The following is a 20,727-nucleotide window of genomic DNA, read 5'->3' as shown; positions in this document are numbered from 1 at the left end:
TGACAATTGATTAAATTTATTTACGGAATATGTCTTATGTACAAATAAGTCGTTTATAATTTAATAAACCTTTTTTATAAACCTTTTTTTGCTTTTAATTTTCGTTTTCTAAATCTATATGATTTATATTTAGTTTTATCACATGTATTTCATAAAAAATCATCTATTTCTTTAAATAGTTATTCTGTTTGTTTTAAATTCAATTCATTTTGATTAAAATCGTGTTTGTCTCAATCAAAATGATTTGCAAATGGTAAATTTATCATTTTTAATCTTCCTTTCAAAATTTTGTTTGTTAATGATTTAATTATATTTTTTATAAAAATTAGGGAGTAAAATATGGCTTTTATTAGTAGTTATGCACAACTGAATAAAAAATATAATCTTAATTTTAGTGATAATAATTATGGTTTTAGTTGAGATATTTTTAAAGCATATGATTGGTGATGAATGAGCAGAATATTTTAATAATAATTGTTTTTATCGTTTTATACCAACAACACGTGGAACAAGAAAAACTCGAAACTGTTTAGCATTTGATTTATTTATATGTTGTAATTTTAGTGATAGTAGTGTTCAAGAAGTAAGGCGCTATGAAAATACTCATAGTGAAACAACAATTGGCGCTTTAATGAATGGATGGGTTACACTTTATTCTTATGAAGAAAAATAAAAAAAGAAACTGGGCATATAAAACCAATTTTGAATTATCAAAAAGGACATAGCCAAAAAATAAAGGATTTAGATCAATTAAAAAATTATTTAGCGCAAAATAAAGATGTTACAGTTCAAAAAGTGAGGCTTTTTAAAAATCTGTGTATCTTTTTACAAAGTTACTAGTTTAGATTAATTCTATCTTCAAATTTTATCATAAAATGAGCAATTGCTGTATTTCAATTTTGAATGGGCATTGTTCATTTTTTTGTTATATTTTCAATTGCTAAGTAAAATATTTTAAAAACTACCATATCATTTGGAAAAACTTTTTTATTTCTAATAACTTTTCGTAATTGACTATTAACAGATTCAATAGCATTTGTTGTATAAATAACTCTTTTGATTTCTGAATGATAACTAATAACAACCATTAAATTATCTCAATTTTTATATCATGATTTAGCAATTTGAGGATATTGTTTATTTCATTTACTTTCAAAAGATTCTAAAGCTTGCATTGCTTGTTCTTCACTACATGCACTATAAATTGGTTTTAAATCTGTAACTAGTGATTTTCTATGTTTGTATGAAACATATTTTAAACTATTTCTAATTTGATGAATTATGCATAATTGATGTTCGGTTTTAGGATAAACTGATTTTATTGCTTCTGACATTCCTGTTAAATCGTCACTACAAGCAATAAGAATATCATTTAAGCCTCGATTTTTCATTTCTGTGAAATTAGATAATCAAAACTTAGAACCTTCATTTTCACTAATTCATAAACCTAAAACATCTTTTTTACCTTCTAAATCAACTCCTAGTGCTATATAAACTGATTTGTTAATAATGAGTTTATCTTGTCGTACTTTAACTACTATACAATCAAAATAAACAATCGGATAAAAACTTTCTAATGGCCGATTTTGTCATGCTTTAACATCATCAATAACATCATCAGTAATTTGAATAATAACACTTTCACTAATATCAGCACCATGATATAACTCTTGTAACTGCATTCTAATATCTGATAAAGTCATGCCTTTGGCATATAATGAAAGAACTTGTTGATCAAAACCATCAAATCTTCTTTGTCTTTTTGCAACTATTACTGGCTCAAAATTACTATTACGATCTCGTGGTACATTAATCTCAATTTTACCTTGTTGGGTTATTAATTTTTTTGAATTTATACCATTGCGAGCATTATCACTATTATTATGTTGATTTTTTTCATATCCTAAATAATTTTGCATTTCAGAATTCAACATTTTTTCAACTAATCTTTTTGTTAATTATTTATATAAACCTCCCTCTTTAAAAACTGTTGTTAAATCTTCAGTATTTTCTAGTAATAAATCTACTGCTTTTTATATTGTATCATTATTATTAATATTTTTTTAGACATAAGTAACTCACTCTTTCTAGTTATTTAATTTTATTTACTATAATTAATTAAACATAGTTATTTTTGTAAGTTACACAGATTACTAAACATTACCATTAATTACAATATTTTATTATATTGACTTTATTTTTTCTTTAAAATATTATCCAATTTATCTAAACGAGCAGATTTAATATCACTATAAATCATATCAATACTACTTGTTTCTTTAAAGTATTTTTTAGAAAATGATTCACTTTTAACTTCATGCATATAATGTGAAGTCCTAGAATTATATTTTTTCAATCAACATCTATGCTAACATTAAAAATTTAAACAACATAATTAACATTTTTCGCTGATTTATCGCTTTCAATAATTTTTTTAGCATCTGCTAATTTAATGGCTACCATTTTCGTAATTCCTTGATTTTGCATAGTTGTGCCATATAATACATCACAATTTTCCATTGTGCCTGGACGATGAGTAACAATAATAAATTGTGTATATTGTGAAAAACTACGAACATATCTAGCAAAACGCTCTAAATTAGCTGGATCCAATGGCGCTTCAACCTCATCTAATATTGTCAATGGCAATGGCTTGACTTTTAAAATAGCAAATAATACTGCTAATGCAACTAATGATTTTTCACCGCCTGATAATAAGTTTAAATTACTAATTCTTTTACCAGGGGGATTAGCAAGCACTTCCACACCTGTATTTAAAATATCATCAGGTGATGTATATCGTAAACTACAAGTTCCTCCACCAAATAAAGTTTGAAATGTTTCGGGCAATACCATATTAATATCTTTTATTGTTTCATCAAATTGCGTTACCATAACATTATCCATTTCATCAATTGCTGTTAACAACGATTGTGATGCTAATTGCAATTCATCATGTTTAGTTTTTAAACGTAAATAACGTTCATTTTCATTTTCAAATTCTTCAATAGCATTAATATTTACAAATCCTAAATCTTCAATCTCACTACGTAATTGTTGTACCAAATTACGTGCTTGTTGTTCATCTGCTAATGGTTCACTATAATATTCTCTAGAATATTCATAAGTTAAATTATAAGTTTCGACCAAACGCCTTAAATGTTGTTCTACTTTTGACTCCATTTTTACTTGCTCAAGTTTTTGGTTATTTAATTTATCACTAGTCATAAAATGTTCTTGATTTAAACTATATAATTCATTTTCTAAAGTTTGCATTTGTTCTAATAATTGATGTTTCTGTTTACGAATTAATTGTAATTGACTTTTTATTGTCACTTGATCATATTCAGAATTTTCATATTGAATAAAAATATCATTTAATTGATTTGTAGTATCAATATCTAATTTTTGACCAGTCAATGTTTGATATTGAGTAGTTAATAATTGTGATTGATTAGTGATATAACTAATTTTACTAATCAATTTATTTATTGTTAAAATAGTTGTCAACTTTTGACCTTGATAATTATTTAATTCGCTTTCAATACTTGTTCTTTGGACATTTATATTAACTAATTGTTGTTCTAATGATTTAATTTCTTCTTTTAATTCAGAAACTATTAACTTTTCTTTAAAAACATTAATACTATTTTTATGTTGATAACCTCCAACAATAGCACCTCCAGCTTTAATTAATTGACCATCTAAAGTTACACATTGATATTTAGCAGCAATTAATTGTGAAATAACTCTTGCGCTTTCTAAGTCTTCACAAATAATAGTACGACCTAAAAGAAAATTAATAATCGGCTGAATTCTATTATCAACTGCTGTAACTAAATGATGAGCAAAACTTAAATAACCCGATTTACTATTAACAATAATTTCATCTTCTTTAGTCGCTGTTCGAACTTGAATTGAATTTAAAGGTAAAAAAGTGGCAATTCCCGCTTTATTTTGTTTTAAAAATTCAACAGCCTTGGTTGCATCTTTGTTAGTCACCGTAACAATGTTTTTTAAAGTATTGCCCAATATTTTAACAATCGCTTCACTATAAAAATCGGGCACCGAAATTAAATCACTCACTACTCCAATGATGCCATATAGTTTATCTTTATTATTTAAAATCGTTTGAACACCCAAATATTTTTGATTTTGTCGTTGTTGATAATTAATTATCGATTCTAATTGTGCTTTTTTTTCGCCTAAACCACGATGAATATTATTTTGTCCTAAAATTAAATCTTGATGCTGAACATTTAGTTCTTCAAATAAATTATTAATTTTATCAAAATTTTCTTGTTCTTTTTTTTGTAAAAAAGTTTTTTGTTCAATAATAGTAAGCAAAGTTTCAATTTCATTTTTTAATTTTTCAACTTCTGTTTGATCTTTTATTTCATTTTGTTTTGTTTTCATTAATGATTTTTGTTGTTCTAAAACTTGCAATAAACTATTAACATTAGATAAATTCATTTCTAAACTATTAATGTTTTTATCTAAATCATAACTTTTATTTTTTAAAAATTTTAATTGTTGTTCATTCTTACTAATATTTAAATTAAGTTGTTGTTGTAAAATTTCATTATCATTTATACTGACTGTTGTAAGTTTTAATTGATTATGATATGTCTCCAAATCTTTAACAATAATAGTAATTTCATATTTTTTTAAATTATCACGTAATTCAACATAAGTTTTAGCTTTCTGTGCTTGTTTTGCTAATGGTTCAATTTTTCTACTTATTTCACTAATAATATCATTAACTCTAACTAAATTTTCATTAGTACGCTCTAATTTACGTAATGACTCTTCTTTCCTCTTTTTGTATTTTGAAACACCCGCAGCCTCTTCAAATAAAGTTCTTCTTTCTTCTGGTTTAGAATCAGCAAATCGCGAAACATTACCTTGACTAATAATTGCAAGTGAACCCTTAGCTAAACCTGTACCCATAATAATTTCTTGTACATCTTTTAAACGAACACGAGCTTTATTAATGTAATATTCATTTTCTGAACTATTACGAAAAGTTATTCTAGTAATTTGTACTTCATTAAAATCAACTTTAAATATTTTATTATTATTATCAAAAACTAAAGTAACTTGAGCGCTATTTAATGGTTGTTTACCTTTAGCACCATTAAAAATTATATCTTCACTATTTTCACCACGTAATGATTTAACTGATTGTTCACCTAAAACTCAACGAATAGCATCATTAATATTAGACTTTCCAGAACCATTAGGACCGACAATACCTACAATATTATTATCAAATTCTATTGTTAAAGGCTCTGCAAATGACTTAAAACCATATGCTTCAATTCTTTTTAAGAATGCCATCTTACCTCACCTATTTTAAAATATATATTTATATTTTACCATGAATCAGTTTAATATTTATTATTAAGATTTAGCAGAAAATAATATAATAAATATATTAGGTAATGTTTAGTAATCTGTGTAACTTAGTGATTTTACAACTAAAATTTATTTAAAAAACATAGTTTTTAGGAAAGTCCCGAATATTGCATTATTATTTGTTCTTTAATTGTTTTATAATAAAATTTATTAATTCACAAATAAAATAATTTAGTACTAATAATATTACTAATAACGGAAATTATCTCCACATGTACTAGTGTGGAGGAAAAAATGAATTGAAATGAATTCAATAGCATATTTCAAAATGAAAACGATTGTTTGAAATATATAGCAAAGTTGAAAGTAATGAAATGTATCAGGTGTGCTTCTTCTAGTTTGAATGTTTCTGATTTGAGAAGAATAAGATGTTTGAAATGTCATCAAACATTTAGTATTCTTCATGACACCATTTTTCACAAGTCACAAACACCTTTGACATCTTGGTTTTATCTCATCTTTAGATGAATAAATGGACGGGTTACACTTTATTGGACACTAATTACGTATACAAGTGAACAAATTAGTTAAAAGAAAGGAATTATAATTATGGCCAATATTAACTCATATTCAGATGAATTTAAAAAACAAATAGTAGTTTTATATCAAAGTGGTAAGTCAGTGTCTTGTCTTGCTAAAGAGTACAATGTTACAAGAGCAGCTACTTATAATTGAATTAAGCAATTTACTAATTCAGGCAGTTTTAAAACCAAAGATAACCGTTCTGTTGAAGAAAATGAATTAATTAAATTAAGAAAAGAATTAAAAAAATTAAGAATGGAAAATGATATTTTAAAGCAAGCAGCACTAATAATAGGCAGAAAATAGAAATTATTACTAAAAATAAAGTTAAATATAAAATTCGTACAATGTGTCGTTTTTTAAAAATCTCTAAATCAACATATTATTTTAATTTCAAGAAAAAAGAAGATAAAATTCAAAATAATATGTATGATGAAGCTGTTATTATTGCTTTTAAAGAAAATAAAGAAGCTTATGGAACAAGAAAATTAAAAGTTGTTCTAAAAGAAAAGAAAATTAATTTATCAAGACGAAAAATTAAAAAAATTATGAATAAACATAATTTAATATCAAAACACACTAAATTATCATACAAAAATTATCATAATAAAGTCAATGATAGTCAAATTACTAATCTTGTTAATAGAGACTTTAATAATAGGTTTAAAAATGAAGTTATTGTTAGTGATTTAACTTATGTTCAAGTTAATGGTAAATGAAAGGTAATGTTTAGTAATCTGTGTAACTTACAAAAATAACTATTTTTAATTAATTCTAGTAAATAAAATTAAATAACTAGAAAGAGTGAGTTACTTATGTCTAAAAAACAAAATATTAATAATAATGATCCAATATCAAAAGCAGTAGATTTATTATTAGAAAATACTGAATATTTAACAACAGTTTTTAAAGGGGGGCTTATATAAAGAATTAACAAAAAGATTAGTTGAAAAAATGTTGAATTCTGAAATGCAAAATTATTTAGGATATGAAAAAAATCAACATAATAATAGTGAAAATGATCGTAATGGTATAAGTTCAAAAAAATTAATAACCCAACAAGGTAAAATTGAGATTAATGCACCACGAGATCGTAATAGTAATTTTGTGCCAGTAATAGTTGCAAAAAGACAAAGAAGATTTGATGGTTTTGATCAACAAGCTCTTTCATTAGACATATTCCGTAAATAAATTTAATCAATTGTCAATAATAATATTTATAAATTTTTTAGTGTTAATAATTATAGAAGTTAATATTTTTAAAAAAATACTTTAAAAATAAATTTATATTGAAAACACAAAAATTGTTAATATTATTTTTATATTAACTTGATAAAAATTTAAATTTTTAAAAAAATATTAAAAATATTTTTTTATTTTAATGGTTTTGTTTTATTAAAAATTTCACAAAGTAAGTTAAATCTTAAGTACATAAGTCTAAATATAATTTTTCTACATTTATTTATTAAAATTTTGAATCTTTGGAATGGCAACCTTTTTTAGGACTGTTTTTTGGTAGACATTTGTGCTTGGTGTTTTATGGGGGTTAAGTAGTTTAGAGTGCTGTGGATTCTTATGTTGTTTTATCAATTGATATAATCAAATAATTCTAATTTTAATTGGATTAATGATGTAAAATTTTTATCATTAATAAATTCTGTTTTGAAAGTTTTGAAAGTTGCTTCAGCAACAGCGTTATCATAAGGACAACCTTTTTTGCTTAAAGAGCGGGTAATATTGAAGGCTAATAAAAGTTTATCAATATTTTTATTATTAAATTCATTACCGCGATCGCTATGAAATATTTGAATATCTTTTAAACAACGATTTGAGCACATAAATGCTTGATATACTAATGATGCATCTTTTTTAGTACCTACATTTCGCGATTGTACAGGTCGATTAATAAGCAAATATAGTTTCATTTACCATTAACTTGAACATAAGTTAAATCACTAACAATAACTTCATTTTTAAGCATATTATTAAAGTCTCTATTAACAAGATTAGTAATTTGACTATCATTGACTTTATTATGATAATTTTTGTATGATAATTTAGTGTATTTTGATATTAAATTATGTTTATTCATAATTTTTTTAATTTTTCGTCTTGATAAATTAATTTTCTTTTCTTTTAGAACAAATTTTAATCTTCTTGTTCCATAAGCTTCTTTATTTTCTTTAAAAGCACTAATAACAGCTTCATCATACATATTATTTTTAATTTTATCTTCTTTTTTCTTGAAATTAAAATAATATGTTGATTTAGAGATTTTTAAAAAACGACACATTGTACGAATTTTATATTTAACTTTATTTTTAGTAATAATTTCTATTTTCTGCCTATTATTAGTGCTGCTTGCTTTAAAATATCATTTTCCATTCTTAATTGTTTTAATTATTTTCTTAATTTAATTAATTAATTTTCTTCAACAGAACGGTTATCTTTGGTTTTAAAACTGCCTGAATTAGTAAATTGCTTAATTCAATTATAAGTAGCTGCTCTTGTAACATTGTACTCTTTAGCAAGACAAGAAACTGACTTACCACTTTGATATAAAGCTACTATTTGTTTTTTAAATTCATCTGAATATGAGTTAATATTGGCCATAATTATAATTCCTTTCTTTTAACTAATTTGTTCACTTGTCTACGTAATTAGTGTCCAATAAAGTGTAACCCATCCGCTTTTTAATCAAGCAAAAACATGTTCAACTTTAATTCTAATTTTTGAAATAATTTTATTGTAGATTTTTTCTTGTTTAGTTAATTTTTTATTTTTAGTTTTTTTAATTGGTAATATAGTATTTTTATAAATATTTTGTATTACTTGATATCCCAAATCACCAATAATTATTGTTTTTTCTTAAAATTCAAGATTTGAATTTTTTAATATTTGAAAATCATGTACTTTTCCATTATCAGCAAAAATATCAACAATTTTTTTATTAAAAAAGTCATATATAATTTTAAATTTTATAGAAAACATTCAACTTTTACCAGAAAAATATTCTAACTGTAGTTTTTTTAGTTGGTCTTTCAATTTCAATTAATTTTGTTAACATTTCATCAAAATGAAAACGTTTTATACCAAAATATCTATAAAATTGTTCATTTTTTAGTTTTTTTTAAATTTTCAAAATTCATTTTTATCAACACCTTATTAATTTATTAATAAAGAAATTATAAAATAAATTTTAAATTATTAATTGACTTTTAAAAAATTTATTTACGGAATATGTCTATTATATGCCAAAGGCATGACTTTATCAGATATTAGAATGCAGTTACAAGAGTTATATCATGGTGCTGATATTAGTGAAAGTGTTATTAGTCAAATTACTGATGATGTTATTGATGATGTTAAAGCATGACAAAATCGGCCATTAGAAAGTGTTTATCCGATTGTTTATTTTGATTGTATAGTAGTTAAAGTACGACAAGATAAACGAATTATTAACAAATCAGTTTATATAGCACTAGGAGTTGATTTAGAAGGTAAAAAAAGATATTTTAGGTTTATGAATTAGTGAAAATGAAGGTTCTAAGTTTTGATTATCTAATTTCACAGAAATGAAAAATCGAGGCTTAAATGATATTGCTTGTAGTGACAATTTAACAGGAATGTCAGAAGCAATACAATCAGTTTATCCTAAAACCGAACATCAATTATGCATAGTCCATCAAATTAGAAATAGTTTAAAATATGTTTCATACAAACATAGAAAATAACTAATTACAGATTTAAAACCAATTTATAGTGCATGTAGTGAAGAACAAGCAATGCAAGCTTTAGAATCTTTTGAAATTAAATTAAATAAACAATATCCTCAAATTGCTAAATCATGATATAAAAATTGAGATAATTTAATGGTTTTTATTAGTTATCCTGCAGAAATCAAAAGAGTGATTTATACAACAAATGCTATTGAATCTGTTAATAGCCAATTACGAAAAGTTATTAGAAATAAAAAAGTTTTTCCAAATGATATGGCAGTTTTTAAAATATTTTACTTAGCAATTGAAAATATAACAAAAAAATGAATAATGTCCATTCAAAATTGCTCATTTTATGATAAAATTTGAAGATAGAATTAATCTAAACTAGTAAATTTGTAAAAAGATACACAGATTTTTAAAAAGCCTCAATTTTGCATTTCAGAATTCAACATTTTTTCAACTAATCTTTTTGTTAATTCTTTATATAAACCTCCCTCTTTAAAAACTGTTGTTAAATCTTCATTATTTTCTAATAATAAATCTACTGCTTTTGATATTGGATCATTATTATTAATATTTTGTTTTTTAGACATACGTAACTCACTCTTTCTAGTTATTTAATTTTATTTACTAGAATTAATTAAACATAGTTATTTTTGTAATTTACACAGATTACTAAACATTACCGTTAATTTCTAAATCTTCATATTTACTATTAAATTTTTCTTGTAATTCTTCAAATTTTTCTATTAATTTCATTGCATTTTGTAATTCTAATTGATTCATTTTTACACTCCTTTAAAATTTTCTAATTGTAATTCATTAATATAATATTCATATAAGTAATCTCAATTATTTGATGTTAAATACATATCTTCTTCAATCATGTTATTTATACATTTATTACAATAATACGTATTTTCTAATTCACTAAATCATATATAGCTAACTAAAGTAATGTTTATTCATATCTTGAAAAACAAAATCAATCGCTTTTTTAATATTTGGTCAATAATTTGGTAATATTTTTCTTATATTATGTTTTATAGCAAATCAAAAATGTTCAATTGGATTTAAATTAGGAGAATATGGCGGAAGAAATAATAGTTTGCATCCAGCATTTTCAATTAATTGTTGTGTTAATTTAGATTTATGAAACGTTGCATTATCTAAAACTATAATTTGTCCACGCTTTAATACTGGAATTAGTATATTTTTTACATATGATTCAAAAATTTTACTGTTGCAATGTCCTTCAAATGCTCATAGGGATTTTAATTTACCTTTATTTAGCGAACCAATTATACTCATTCTTTTTATTTTATATGCTGGTTTATTATCAAATAATCTTTTACCTTTTTCAGATCAACCATATTTATAAAATTCATTATCATCAATTCCAGATTCATCAATATATACTAAATCTTCATTCATTATTTTAGCTATTTATTTTAAAAAATATTATTGTTTATTTTTATCTCTTTGTTCATATATAGCTAACTAAAGTAATGTTTACTCATATCTTGAAAAACAAAATCAATAGCTTTTTTAATATTTGGTCAATAATTTGGTAATATTTTTCTTATATTATGTTTTATAGCGAATCAAAAATGCTCAATTGGATTTAAATTAGGAGAATATAGCGGAATAAATAATAGTTTGCATCCAGCATTTTCAATTAATTGTTTTGTTAATTTAGATTTATGAAACGTTGCATTATCTAAAACTATAATTTGTCCACTCTTTAATACTCGAATTAGTATATTTTTTACATATGATTCAAAAATTTTACTGTTGCAATGCCCTTCAAATGCTCATAGGGCTTTTAATTTGCCTTTATTTAGTGAACCAATTATACTCATTATTTTTATTTTATATGCGGGTTTATTATCAAATAATCTTTTACCTTTTTCAGATCAACCATATTTATAAAATTCATTATCATCAATTCCAGATTCATCAATATATAATACTAAATCTTCATTCATTATTTTAGCTATTTCTTTTAAAAAATCTTCTTGTTTATTTTTATCTCTTTGTTCATATAAAAAAGTTTTTTTATATGTATAATTTAGTTTTTTGAAATAGTTATAAACTGTTTCTTTAGTCATATCACCAAATTTTTCAATTACTTTTTGAACTGTAAAATCTTTATTTTACGCTAAATAATTTTTTTATTCATCTAAATCCTTTATTTTGTGGCTATGTCCTTTTTGATAATTCAAAATTGGTTTTATATGCCCAGTTTCTTTTTTTCTTTTTCTTCATAAGAATAAAGTCTTTCTAGTAATATTGAACACTTTACAAATTTCTTTAATTTTCATGTTTTTACTTTCATAGGCTTCTATTACTTTTCTTCGTAAGTCTTCAATGTATGGTTTTGGCATAATTTAATCTTCCTAATCTATTTTAAATATTGCTGAATTGTACTTTTAAATTCAAAAACTGTTTAAATTACATATTATTATTTTACATTATTTATGAGTAAACATTACTTTAGTTAGCTATATATTTTTCGTTATGAATATTACATTTCATTATTTTCACCAATTAATTTATAAAAACATTTATTACAAGTTCTATTTCCATATGATGAATTTTTATGACAAATATAACACGAACCTTTAATTCTATATTCTCTACATTCCATAATTATTAATCCCTTTCTATAATTTTTAATATTTCATCTATTTCAATATATTTTTGATTTTTAAGTAATTTTTCATTACATAAATTTTTAATTAATTCTATTTTTTCAACATTTAATAACATATTAATTTCCTTTAATACTTTAAATAAAATATTTTATTATTATGAGTTGATATATCTTTCATTGGTGTAACTATATAATTTATTGCTAAATAATTATCGTTATATTGATTATTTATTTTAAAACTTTTCATGCCTTGTTCTCATGTAATGTTATATTTAAAACATTCTTGATTTTTATCATTTTTAAAAATATAATAACCATTATATTGTTCATAAAATTCACAAGATATTAATTCATTTTCATTTCTAGTAATATTTGGAATATTTTTAATATATTTTAAAATATCACTACCTTTAACACTTTCAATATCTTTTGTAATTGATTTTTTACCTAATTTATAATAAAAATCTTCAATTATTTTTAATTCTATTTTTTTATTTTTTTAATCAATAATAGTATCTTTAATAGGAAATCATGTTTCATATTCACCAATTTCTAATAGCATACCTTTAGTTGTTTCTTTAATTTTATTTTTAATATCTAAATTAACATTAATCATTACATATCCTTTCTATAGACATATTCCGTAAATAAATTTTTTAAAAGTCAATTAATAATTTAAAATTTATTTTATAATTTCTTTATTAATAAATTAATAAGGTGTTGATAAAAATGAATTTTGAAAATTTAAAAACATTAAAAAATGAACAATTTTATAGATATTTTGGTATAAAACGTTTTCATTTTGATTAAATGTTAACAAAATTAATTGAAATATAAAATTTAAAAAAAAGTAAAGGTAGAAAATATAAACTTTCAGTTGAAGAAAGATTGATGATGACTTTAGTATACTGAAAAGAATATTATATTTTTTTCCAAATGAGTATTAAATATAAAATGAGTGCATCAAGTTGTTTTCGAAATATTACTTGAGTAGAAAATAAACTTAGTGATGACAAAGATTATCAGTTTTTAAAAACAAAATGAAAATCAAAAATTGATAAAAAACAAGAAGATTTAAATGAATTTCAATTTTATTTAATTGATTCAACTGAAATTGAAATTGAAAGACCAACTAAAAAAAACTACAGTTAGAATATTTTTCTGGTAAAAGTTGAATGTTTTCTATAAAATTTCAAATTATATATGACTTTTTAATAAAAAAATTGTTGATATTTTTGCTGATAATGGAAAAGTACATGATTTTCAAATATTAAAAAATTCAAATCTTGAATTTTCAGAAAAAACAATAATTATTGGTGATTTGGGATATCAAGGAATACAAAATATTTATAAAAATACTATATTACCAATTAAAAAAACTAAAAACAAAAAATTAACTAAACAAGAAAAAATCTACAATAAAATTATTTCAAAAATTAGAATTAAAGTTGAACATGTTTTTGCTTGATTAAAAAGATTCAAAATTTTAATAAATAAATGTAGAAAAAGTATATTTAGACTTATGTACTTAAGATTTAACTTACTTTGTGAAATTTTTAATAAAACAAAACCATTAAAATAAAAAAATATTAACTTCTATAATTATTAACACTAAAAAATTTATAAATATTATTATTGACAATTGATTAAATTTATTTACGGAATATGTCTTATATATAAGCCTTTTTTATCACTGTAGGTGATAAAAAAGGCTTATATACTACTAACTACTTATCTACTATACGTAAGGCTTATGCTACTTACAGTAGCATAAGCCTTGGAGGGTAGGGTTTTTAGGGGAAGAGAACCAAAAAAATATCAAATTGTAAAAGAGCAACACAAAAATTACTATTGGAATATTCCATCATAATAGTCTAAATAATTTTTTTATTTAGTTATGTAATAATTAATTAATTTAATAAAGTGCTGGTTTAATAAAATAATTAATTATAATTGTTTAACAATTAAAAAATGAGAGTGTTATCTCTCATTTAAGTTCTTATTAAATCTAACCATTAACTTGATACGCCCAGAAGATATTATTATTATGGATGTTAATATTAAATTAATGAATAAAGCATTAAATGAGAAAAAGGTTGTATTAGCGGCAATTGAATTAGGAAAACATGCTCAACATACAATTGATATTGGTTGATCTGAACATTTTCAAGCATATGCTAAATTTAAAATTACAACTACTACTGGTACTTGTTTTTGTAAAAAACCAGCAACTAATTTAGTTTATTTTTGACGATAATAAGATAATATAATTTTTAAATAATTTAATTAACTACTAGATGAGAATTAAAAATAAATTCTTTATCTAATTGATTTTGATATTCTGGATTTGTTATTAATCTTTGTTTTAGTTTTGGTTTATAATAAGTAAAATAAATAATAGTAGCAATTATAATAAATACTCAAAACATTAAAAACTTAATAGCAATTGCAATTAATATGATTCCTTTGTTGCTTACTAAATCATGAATCATATTATAATTAAAAATAATGAATTGACTAATTAAAAATAATAAACAGATAATAAACATAATTCATTCAATAACTTTTATTTTTATTTTTTTATAATAACCCATAACACAAGTTGCTGCTATAACAAAAAGATAAACAAAGATTGTTATATTAGTTGTAAATACCAACATTTGGTTATAATTAAAACTAATTCCAATTAAATCCGGAATTATTAGCATAATAATACAAACTATAATTGTAATTATAAAATTAATAGTATTACCATACATTGCAATATTTTCTTTATTTAATTTGGCTATTTTTTCACTAATGTATCCTTCTTTAGTTAATGGTTGTAGCATAGCTCCAGAATATAGCGCTACTTGTATTACACCATTCAATTTAATTGATAAAGTACAAATAACTAGTAAAATGATACCCGTTGTACCAGTAATGCCAGCAATAACATTATTTGGGTTATAATTATTACCACCATTTGCTCATCCGTTATTACCATTAGGTCCCTGTGAACTGATGGCACCAATAATTAAAATTGTAATCATTAAATAAAAAATAGTTGTCAAAAATAAGACAATAATTGTTTCCCTACCTAAATTTTTATTAGGATTTTTAACATTTTTTCCAATAACAGTAAAGGTCTCAAAACCAAGGAAAAAGTAGAAAAAATTACTAAAAGCATTATTAAAAATATTAATTGTAAAATGAAGATGTTTAGTACCAACAAATGCTTGTTGATAAACTATAGTGCCGTTTTTGATTACCAGAATAATGGCACAAATAATCAAAAAACAAGTTGACAATCATTTAATGATTCCTGAAATATTAACAAATCAACGAAAACCTCTTAATCCAAAATAGATACAACTTGTAACCAAACAATAAACTATAATTCCTAAACTATCAATAAATAAATTAGATCATCTATCAGGTAATCAAGAAAAAAATGATAATTGGTTTAAGTTAATTCTAAACATTGAAATAATACAACCAATAACAGTAGATGGTAAAATGATATATTGCATAAAGCCAATTATTCATCCTTAAAAACGACAAAAAGTTGCTCTAACATAAATATATGCTCCAATCATTATTACCAGCATAAACTTTACTAAATTTTAAAAAAGCACATGCACTAATAATAGCTATTATAGCGCCTAAAATCATAATTAAGATTAGATGTAATCCAACTCCGCCATTATTTGAATAATATATTCCTATAAAAGACATAGGAAAAGCTATTGTGCAAGTATAATTAAATCCAAAGTCACACCAGTTCTCCTAAGCCTATTTTTTGCTGCTTTGTTTTTTTGTTTTAAAGATTTATTTAAAACTTTTTGTGTGTTCATAGAATCCTCCTTTGAATTTATTTGATATTAACGATAATTATATAGTATATTTTATTTTAAATACAATAAAAACTATTTCTTTTGTTGTATAAAATAAATATTAGCAAATAGTTTAATAACATTGATTGATAATTAACAAAATATTTAAAATATAATTTAATCAATAAGTAAACATTGCAACTTGTTAAATGATTATGATATTATGGTTTTATGATTACTTTACCTGAACATATTAAAGGAGAAAAACATGAGTTATAATCACCAACAAATAGAAAAAAAATGACAGCAGTATTGATTAAAAAATGAAACTTTTAAAACAAACATTGATGATAATAAAAAACCAAAATCATATATTCTTGATATGTTCCCTTATCCTTCGGGATCAGGTTTACATGTTGGCCATCCTAAAGGTTATTGTGCTGCTGATGTTATTTCTAGAGTTAAAATAATGAATGGTTTTAATGTTTTGCATCCAATTGGTTGAGATGCTTTTGGTTTACCAGCTGAGCAATATGCCTTAAATACAGGTAATAATCCAGAGACATTTACTAAACAAAACATTAATAATTTTCGTAAACAATTACAAAGCATTGGTCTAAGTTTTGATTATAATAAAGAAGTTAATACTACAGATCCTCAACATTATAAGTGAACACAATGAATTTTCATTAAACTTTATGAACAAGGGTTAGCTGAAATTAAAGATGTTGAAGTTAATTTTTGTGAACAATTAGGAACTGTTTTAGCTAATGAAGAAATAATTAACATTAATGGTCATATGGTTTCTGAACGTGGTAATTTCCCAGTTATTAAAAAAGCAATGCGTCAGTGGGTTTTAAAAATTACTAAGTATGCTGAAAAATTATTAAAAGGATTAGATGATTTAGACTGGCCAAATAGTGTTAAGGAATTACAACGTAATTGAATTGGTAAAAGTGTTGGAACACTAGTTGATTTTATAGTTGAAAATAATAAATGTAAGGTTTCTATTTTTACTTCAAGAGTTGATACTATTTTTGGTGTTTCATTTTTAGTACTTGCTCCTGAACATCCATTAATTCATTATTTAACAACTAGTGAATATTCGAAAGCAGTTACTCAATACTGTTTAGATGCTAAAACTAAAACAGATTTAATGCGTCAAGGAGATGATACTTTAAAATCTGGTGTTTTTACTGGAAGTTATGCTATTCACCCTTTTACTAAAAGTAAATTACCAATTTGAGTTGGTGATTATGTTTTAAATCATTATGGGACGGGAGCAATTATGGGTGTTCCTGCACATGATAGTCGTGATTTTATTTTTGCTAAAAATAAAAATTTACCAATCAATTTTATTATGAAAACTAATAATAAAAATGAACCATTTTTGGGTAATAGTGAATATATTAACTCTGATTTTATTAATGGTAAGGATTTAGAAACAACTACTAATTTAATTGTTAAAAAATTACTAACTTTAAAACAAGGAAAAGTACATACTGCATATAAGTTACGAGATTGACTTTTTTCTCGTCAACGTTATTGAGGTGAACCTTTTCCGATAATTTATTGAGAAGATGGTACAATGTCAACAGTAGATGAACAACAATTACCAGTATTATTACCGAAAATGACTAATATTAAACCATCTAATTCAGGTAATGCACCTTTAACTAATGCACCAAATTCCTGATTACATGTAACTAGAAAAGATGGTGTAAAAGGAAAAAGAGAAATTAATACAATGCCACAATGAGCAGGTAGTTGTTGATATTATTTAGCATATATTTTAAAAAATGATGATGGTACTTATTGTGATTTTAATAGTGATATTGCGCAAAAACGTTTTAACTATTGATTACCGGTTGATTTATATATTGGCGGTCAAGAACACGCTGTTTTACATTTATTGTATGCTCGTTTCTGACATTTAGTACTATATGATTTAAAGTTAGTTAATGTTAAAGAGCCATTTTTAAAATTGGTAAATCAAGGTATGATTCTTGGTGAAAATAATGAAAAAATGTCTAAATCACGCGGTAATGTTGTTAATCCAGATGATATTATTAATGAGTATGGTGCTGATACTTTACGAATATATGAAATGTTTATGGGACCATTAACAGCGTCTTTACCGTGATTAAATAGTGGTTTAGTTGGTTGTTATAAGTTTTTAATGCGTATTTATCGTCTTGTTAATAAAGATGAGTATAAAATAAAAATTACTACTAAGAATGATAAATCATTAGATACAATTTATCATCAAACTGTAAAAAAAGTAACTAATGATATTAACAATTTAAATTTTAATACTGCTATTGCACAACTTATGATTTTTATCAATGCTTGTTATAAAGCACCAACTATTTATCAACAATATTTAGTTAATTTTTTAAAATTATTAAATCCATTTGCTCCACATATTGCTGAAGAATTATGATTTCAATTTGGTAATAAAGAAAGTATTAATAAAAGTCAGTTCCCAAGTTATGATGTAAAATTTTTGATTACTAGTGAAGTTACTATTGCTATTCAGATTAATGGTAAAACGAAAATAACTTTAGTAGTAAAAGAAAATTTAAATAATCAAGAAATTTTAAAAGTAGTTAATAATGAAGAAAAAGTAAAATATTGATTGAAAGATAAAACAATTATTAAGACAATTTGTATACCAAATAAGATCGTTAATTTTGTTGTTAAGTAAAGGAGGAATAATGAAAGTCGCTATTATTTTTGCAGCAGGAATTGGCAGTAGATTACAACCTATCTCAAATAATGTTCATAAATCGTTAATTAAATTTAAAGGTTTAACTTTAATCGAACATATAATTAATCATTTAATTGAAATACATGATTTAAAAAAAATTATTGTCATTACTGGTCATTTAAAAGATGAATTTAATTTTCTTACTAATAAATATTCAAAATTAATCTTAATAAATAATCAACATTTCCTTGATTATAATAGTGGTTATGCTTTGACATTAGTATCATCATATTTTAATGGTCAAGATGATATTTTTATTATTTCTGGTGATATGATTAGTACAAAAAATATTTTTTTAAATAATTTTTCAACTAATATGATGGCCGCTATTAATCGTGATCATGATAATATCAAAGAAGATTGAAGTTATAAATTAAACAAGGATGGTAATATTATTGATATTATTAAAAGTAAAAAAAAGGATAGTTTCTTGGCAGGAGAATGAAGTTATATTACTAAAAAATGAGCAAAAGTTATTGGTGAAGATTTAATAAATCAACAACAAGAACTTGTATTGCAAACAACAATGATTGGTAAATATTTAATTAGTAATAGTATTAAACATAATTTTGAATTAAAACCTTATGTTTTATCATTTGTTTGTCATTGGGATGTTGATAATATTATTGATTTAGAACGAACTAATAAATATTTTAAATAATTTAAGTAGTGAATTTTTTTCCAGAAGTTGTTGTTGAAACTACTGGAATTTCTTCACGATTACAACTATGTGCAACATTTTGGAATGGATTAGTAGTATTACCTTTTAATTTTAGTGCTTCTGCTGTTGCTTCTACTACTGTTTCATTTTCTGGATCTAGTGCATCTACTTCTTTAAAACTAACTTGTCCATTACTATTTGTAGAAACATTATTGTTTTGATTAACATTATCTTTATTTTTAATAATATTAACTGACTGATTTAGTTTAGGTTTTTTAGTTCGATTATTAAATAGTGAAAATAAAAGTTTTTTTAATCATATGTATGGAAAAAAAGAAATATAAGCGACATCTTTTGCAAATTTTACAATTCAATTTCTACTACTACCACCAGAAGAAGTATTTGCTTTTTCTTTTTTATCTTTTTCACCTTGTAATTTCTCAAAAATTTCTTTATTTGGTTGTTGCTGTTGTTGTGCTGACATAATTTTTCACATCCTTTTTTATTTAAAAATAATTAGGTTCCACTTATATAATAAAAAAGAATAAGTCGAACCTAATGGTCTTTAATAATTTAGTTTATTATGATGTTAGTATAACATATTTTCAATTTTTAAGCACAATAATTAAAAAAATAACATCCTTACTTTTGAGTTAATAAATCATAATTTTATTTAAAAATATTTATTTTATCTTTTAATTTTTATGAAAATTTTATACTGTATTTTGGATATTTTTAAAAATAAATATTTGGAAGAAAGGGAGAAAAAATATTATGAATGATAAAGAAAAAGCGGCAAAATTATTATATGTTGCAGAACAAGAAAGTAGAAAACTTGATTTATTACTTGCAAAAGCTAAGAAACAAGAAGAGACATTAAAAAAAATTGAAGAAGAAAAACAAATAAACAAACATAAATCAGGAAATCCGAAAATTTAAATCTCATTATTTAATTTTAGATAAAAACTCATGCAATAAAATTGTAATTTTATATAGTTTTAATATAGTTATAAATTTATTATTTTATTTTAAAAAGAAATATATTGAAATTAAAGGTTATTTAGAAAAATTAAATAACATTTATAAATTTAAAAAATATCCATAAATTAAAATATAGCTAACTAAAGTAATGTTTACTCATAAATAATGTAAAATAATAATAT

27 protein-coding genes and 2 pseudogenes are annotated in these 20,727 nt (G+C 23.1%); 15 read left to right on the top strand and 14 right to left on the bottom strand.

Translation table 4 applies throughout. The annotated features are described in order from the left end of the window. Positions 1-406: 406 nt before the first annotated feature. Complete coding sequence (locus tag ABWV63_RS04705) at positions 407-673, top strand: hypothetical protein (protein WP_353307016.1); 267 nt, start codon at positions 407-409, stop codon at positions 671-673. Further along, complete coding sequence (locus tag ABWV63_RS04700; protein WP_353307015.1) at positions 640-840, top strand: hypothetical protein; 201 nt, start codon at positions 640-642, stop codon at positions 838-840. The genes ABWV63_RS04705 and ABWV63_RS04700 overlap by 34 nt, the downstream gene beginning before the upstream one ends. Here the strand turns inward: ABWV63_RS04700 and ABWV63_RS04695 are convergent. From ABWV63_RS04695 to ABWV63_RS04685, 3 genes and pseudogenes are all read right to left on the bottom strand, one after another. Then, positions 837-2,021: pseudogene (locus ABWV63_RS04695) on the bottom strand (IS256 family transposase). The gene ABWV63_RS04700 and the pseudogene ABWV63_RS04695 sit on opposite strands and share 4 nt — an antisense overlap. Before the next feature lie 173 nt (positions 2,022-2,194). Beyond that, positions 2,195-2,323 carry a hypothetical protein gene (locus tag ABWV63_RS04690; RefSeq protein WP_353307014.1) on the bottom strand — a complete coding sequence of 43 codons (129 nt, stop codon included), beginning with the start codon at positions 2,321-2,323 and terminating at the stop codon, positions 2,195-2,197. Between the two features lie 59 nt (positions 2,324-2,382). Then, on the bottom strand, positions 2,383-5,340 hold the full coding sequence (locus ABWV63_RS04685; protein WP_353307013.1) for an AAA family ATPase: 2,958 nt from the start codon (positions 5,338-5,340) through the stop codon (positions 2,383-2,385). A 312-nt stretch (positions 5,341-5,652) separates the two neighbouring features. On the opposite strand from ABWV63_RS04685, the gene ABWV63_RS04680 reads away from it, so the two are divergent. The 4 genes from ABWV63_RS04680 to ABWV63_RS04665 all read left to right on the top strand — a co-directional run bounded on the left by ABWV63_RS04680 (position 5,653) and on the right by ABWV63_RS04665 (position 7,131). After that, positions 5,653-5,949, top strand: a complete 297-nt coding sequence (locus ABWV63_RS04680) for a hypothetical protein (RefSeq protein ID WP_353307012.1) — start codon at positions 5,653-5,655, stop codon at positions 5,947-5,949. Positions 5,950-5,967: 18 nt separating this feature from the next. After that, a complete protein-coding gene (locus ABWV63_RS04675) occupies positions 5,968-6,246 on the top strand; it encodes a transposase (RefSeq protein ID WP_353307011.1) in 279 nt (92 codons plus the stop codon). Positions 6,247-6,287: 41 nt separating this feature from the next. Beyond that, the gene (locus tag ABWV63_RS04670) at positions 6,288-6,698 is read left to right on the top strand and encodes an IS3 family transposase (protein ID WP_353307010.1); all 411 of its coding nucleotides are present in this window, start codon (positions 6,288-6,290) and stop codon (positions 6,696-6,698) included. Between the two features lie 196 nt (positions 6,699-6,894). Continuing rightward, positions 6,895-7,131 (top strand): transposase, encoded by a 237-nt coding sequence (locus ABWV63_RS04665; RefSeq protein WP_353307009.1) that lies wholly within the window; start codon positions 6,895-6,897, stop codon positions 7,129-7,131. Between the two features lie 395 nt (positions 7,132-7,526). Here ABWV63_RS04665 and ABWV63_RS04660 read toward each other — a convergent pair. The 3 genes and pseudogenes from ABWV63_RS04660 to ABWV63_RS04650 all read right to left on the bottom strand — a co-directional run. After that, positions 7,527-8,553, bottom strand: a pseudogene (locus ABWV63_RS04660) (IS3 family transposase); the annotation flags it as partial. A 39-nt stretch (positions 8,554-8,592) separates the two neighbouring features. Next, the gene (locus ABWV63_RS04655; RefSeq protein WP_353307008.1) at positions 8,593-8,784 is read right to left on the bottom strand and encodes a transposase family protein; all 192 of its coding nucleotides are present in this window, start codon (positions 8,782-8,784) and stop codon (positions 8,593-8,595) included. Positions 8,785-8,808: 24 nt separating this feature from the next. Continuing rightward, a complete protein-coding gene (locus tag ABWV63_RS04650) occupies positions 8,809-8,931 on the bottom strand; it encodes a hypothetical protein (protein WP_353307007.1) in 123 nt (40 codons plus the stop codon). Between the two features lie 220 nt (positions 8,932-9,151). On the opposite strand from ABWV63_RS04650, the gene ABWV63_RS04645 reads away from it, so the two are divergent. From ABWV63_RS04645 to ABWV63_RS04635, 3 genes are read left to right on the top strand one after another with little or no spacing between them, the layout of a single operon-like run. Continuing rightward, positions 9,152-9,472, top strand: coding sequence for a transposase (locus ABWV63_RS04645; RefSeq protein ID WP_353307006.1), 321 nt, complete (start codon positions 9,152-9,154; stop codon positions 9,470-9,472). 43 nt (positions 9,473-9,515) lie between these two features. Next, positions 9,516-9,674: a transposase gene (locus ABWV63_RS04640; RefSeq protein ID WP_353307005.1), complete on the top strand. Its 159-nt coding sequence runs from the start codon at positions 9,516-9,518 to the stop codon at positions 9,672-9,674. A 51-nt stretch (positions 9,675-9,725) separates the two neighbouring features. Then, positions 9,726-10,034, top strand: a complete 309-nt coding sequence (locus ABWV63_RS04635) for a transposase (RefSeq protein WP_353307004.1) — start codon at positions 9,726-9,728, stop codon at positions 10,032-10,034. 2 nt (positions 10,035-10,036) lie between these two features. Here the strand turns inward: ABWV63_RS04635 and ABWV63_RS04630 are convergent, their stop codons facing one another. The 5 genes from ABWV63_RS04630 to ABWV63_RS04610 form a co-directional block, all read right to left on the bottom strand. After that, entirely contained in the window at positions 10,037-10,255 is a 219-nt protein-coding gene (locus tag ABWV63_RS04630; protein ID WP_353307003.1) for a hypothetical protein, read from the bottom strand. Between the two features lie 352 nt (positions 10,256-10,607). Then, on the bottom strand, positions 10,608-11,096 hold the full coding sequence (locus ABWV63_RS04625; protein ID WP_353307002.1) for an IS630 family transposase: 489 nt from the start codon (positions 11,094-11,096) through the stop codon (positions 10,608-10,610). Between the two features lie 62 nt (positions 11,097-11,158). After that, positions 11,159-11,773 carry an IS630 family transposase gene (locus tag ABWV63_RS04620; protein ID WP_353307001.1) on the bottom strand — a complete coding sequence of 205 codons (615 nt, stop codon included), beginning with the start codon at positions 11,771-11,773 and terminating at the stop codon, positions 11,159-11,161. Positions 11,774-11,836: 63 nt separating this feature from the next. Continuing rightward, positions 11,837-12,049, bottom strand: coding sequence for an IS630 transposase-related protein (locus tag ABWV63_RS04615; protein WP_353307000.1), 213 nt, complete (start codon positions 12,047-12,049; stop codon positions 11,837-11,839). Between the two features lie 140 nt (positions 12,050-12,189). Next, positions 12,190-12,312 carry a hypothetical protein gene (locus tag ABWV63_RS04610; RefSeq protein WP_353306999.1) on the bottom strand — a complete coding sequence of 41 codons (123 nt, stop codon included), beginning with the start codon at positions 12,310-12,312 and terminating at the stop codon, positions 12,190-12,192. 894 nt (positions 12,313-13,206) lie between these two features. On the opposite strand from ABWV63_RS04610, the gene ABWV63_RS04605 reads away from it, so the two are divergent. From ABWV63_RS04605 to ABWV63_RS04595, 3 genes are all read left to right on the top strand, one after another. After that, complete coding sequence (locus tag ABWV63_RS04605) at positions 13,207-13,470, top strand: transposase family protein (protein ID WP_353306998.1); 264 nt, start codon at positions 13,207-13,209, stop codon at positions 13,468-13,470. A 19-nt stretch (positions 13,471-13,489) separates the two neighbouring features. After that, on the top strand, positions 13,490-13,900 hold the full coding sequence (locus tag ABWV63_RS04600) for a transposase family protein (RefSeq protein WP_353305744.1): 411 nt from the start codon (positions 13,490-13,492) through the stop codon (positions 13,898-13,900). A gap of 438 nt (positions 13,901-14,338) precedes the next feature. Next, positions 14,339-14,575 carry a hypothetical protein gene (locus tag ABWV63_RS04595; protein ID WP_353306997.1) on the top strand — a complete coding sequence of 79 codons (237 nt, stop codon included), beginning with the start codon at positions 14,339-14,341 and terminating at the stop codon, positions 14,573-14,575. A gap of 25 nt (positions 14,576-14,600) precedes the next feature. On the opposite strand, the gene ABWV63_RS04590 is transcribed toward ABWV63_RS04595, so the two are convergent. Together ABWV63_RS04590 and ABWV63_RS04585 are read right to left on the bottom strand one after the other, a co-directional pair. Continuing rightward, complete coding sequence (locus ABWV63_RS04590; protein ID WP_353306996.1) at positions 14,601-15,830, bottom strand: amino acid permease; 1,230 nt, start codon at positions 15,828-15,830, stop codon at positions 14,601-14,603. Between the two features lie 40 nt (positions 15,831-15,870). After that, positions 15,871-16,035: a hypothetical protein gene (locus ABWV63_RS04585; RefSeq protein ID WP_353306995.1), complete on the bottom strand. Its 165-nt coding sequence runs from the start codon at positions 16,033-16,035 to the stop codon at positions 15,871-15,873. Positions 16,036-16,401: 366 nt separating this feature from the next. Between ABWV63_RS04585 and leuS the strand changes: the two genes are divergently transcribed. Further along, complete coding sequence (gene leuS, locus ABWV63_RS04580; protein ID WP_353306994.1) at positions 16,402-18,840, top strand: leucine--tRNA ligase; 2,439 nt, start codon at positions 16,402-16,404, stop codon at positions 18,838-18,840. Further along, a complete protein-coding gene (locus tag ABWV63_RS04575) occupies positions 18,830-19,564 on the top strand; it encodes a sugar phosphate nucleotidyltransferase (protein ID WP_353306993.1) in 735 nt (244 codons plus the stop codon). The genes leuS and ABWV63_RS04575 overlap by 11 nt, the downstream gene beginning before the upstream one ends. A gap of 1 nt (position 19,565) precedes the next feature. On the opposite strand, the gene ABWV63_RS04570 is transcribed toward ABWV63_RS04575, so the two are convergent. Further along, positions 19,566-20,048: a hypothetical protein gene (locus ABWV63_RS04570; protein ID WP_353306992.1), complete on the bottom strand. Its 483-nt coding sequence runs from the start codon at positions 20,046-20,048 to the stop codon at positions 19,566-19,568. Between the two features lie 290 nt (positions 20,049-20,338). On the opposite strand from ABWV63_RS04570, the gene ABWV63_RS04565 reads away from it, so the two are divergent. Then, complete coding sequence (locus tag ABWV63_RS04565) at positions 20,339-20,503, top strand: hypothetical protein (RefSeq protein WP_353306991.1); 165 nt, start codon at positions 20,339-20,341, stop codon at positions 20,501-20,503. The last annotated feature ends 224 nt before the right edge of the window (positions 20,504-20,727 follow it).

The organism is Spiroplasma ixodetis (genome assembly GCF_040369795.1).
GTDB classification, from domain to species: domain Bacteria; phylum Bacillota_I; class Bacilli_A; order Mycoplasmatales; family VBWQ01; genus Spiroplasma_E; species Spiroplasma_E ixodetis_B.
This window is presented reverse-complemented; position numbering and strand designations above follow the sequence as displayed.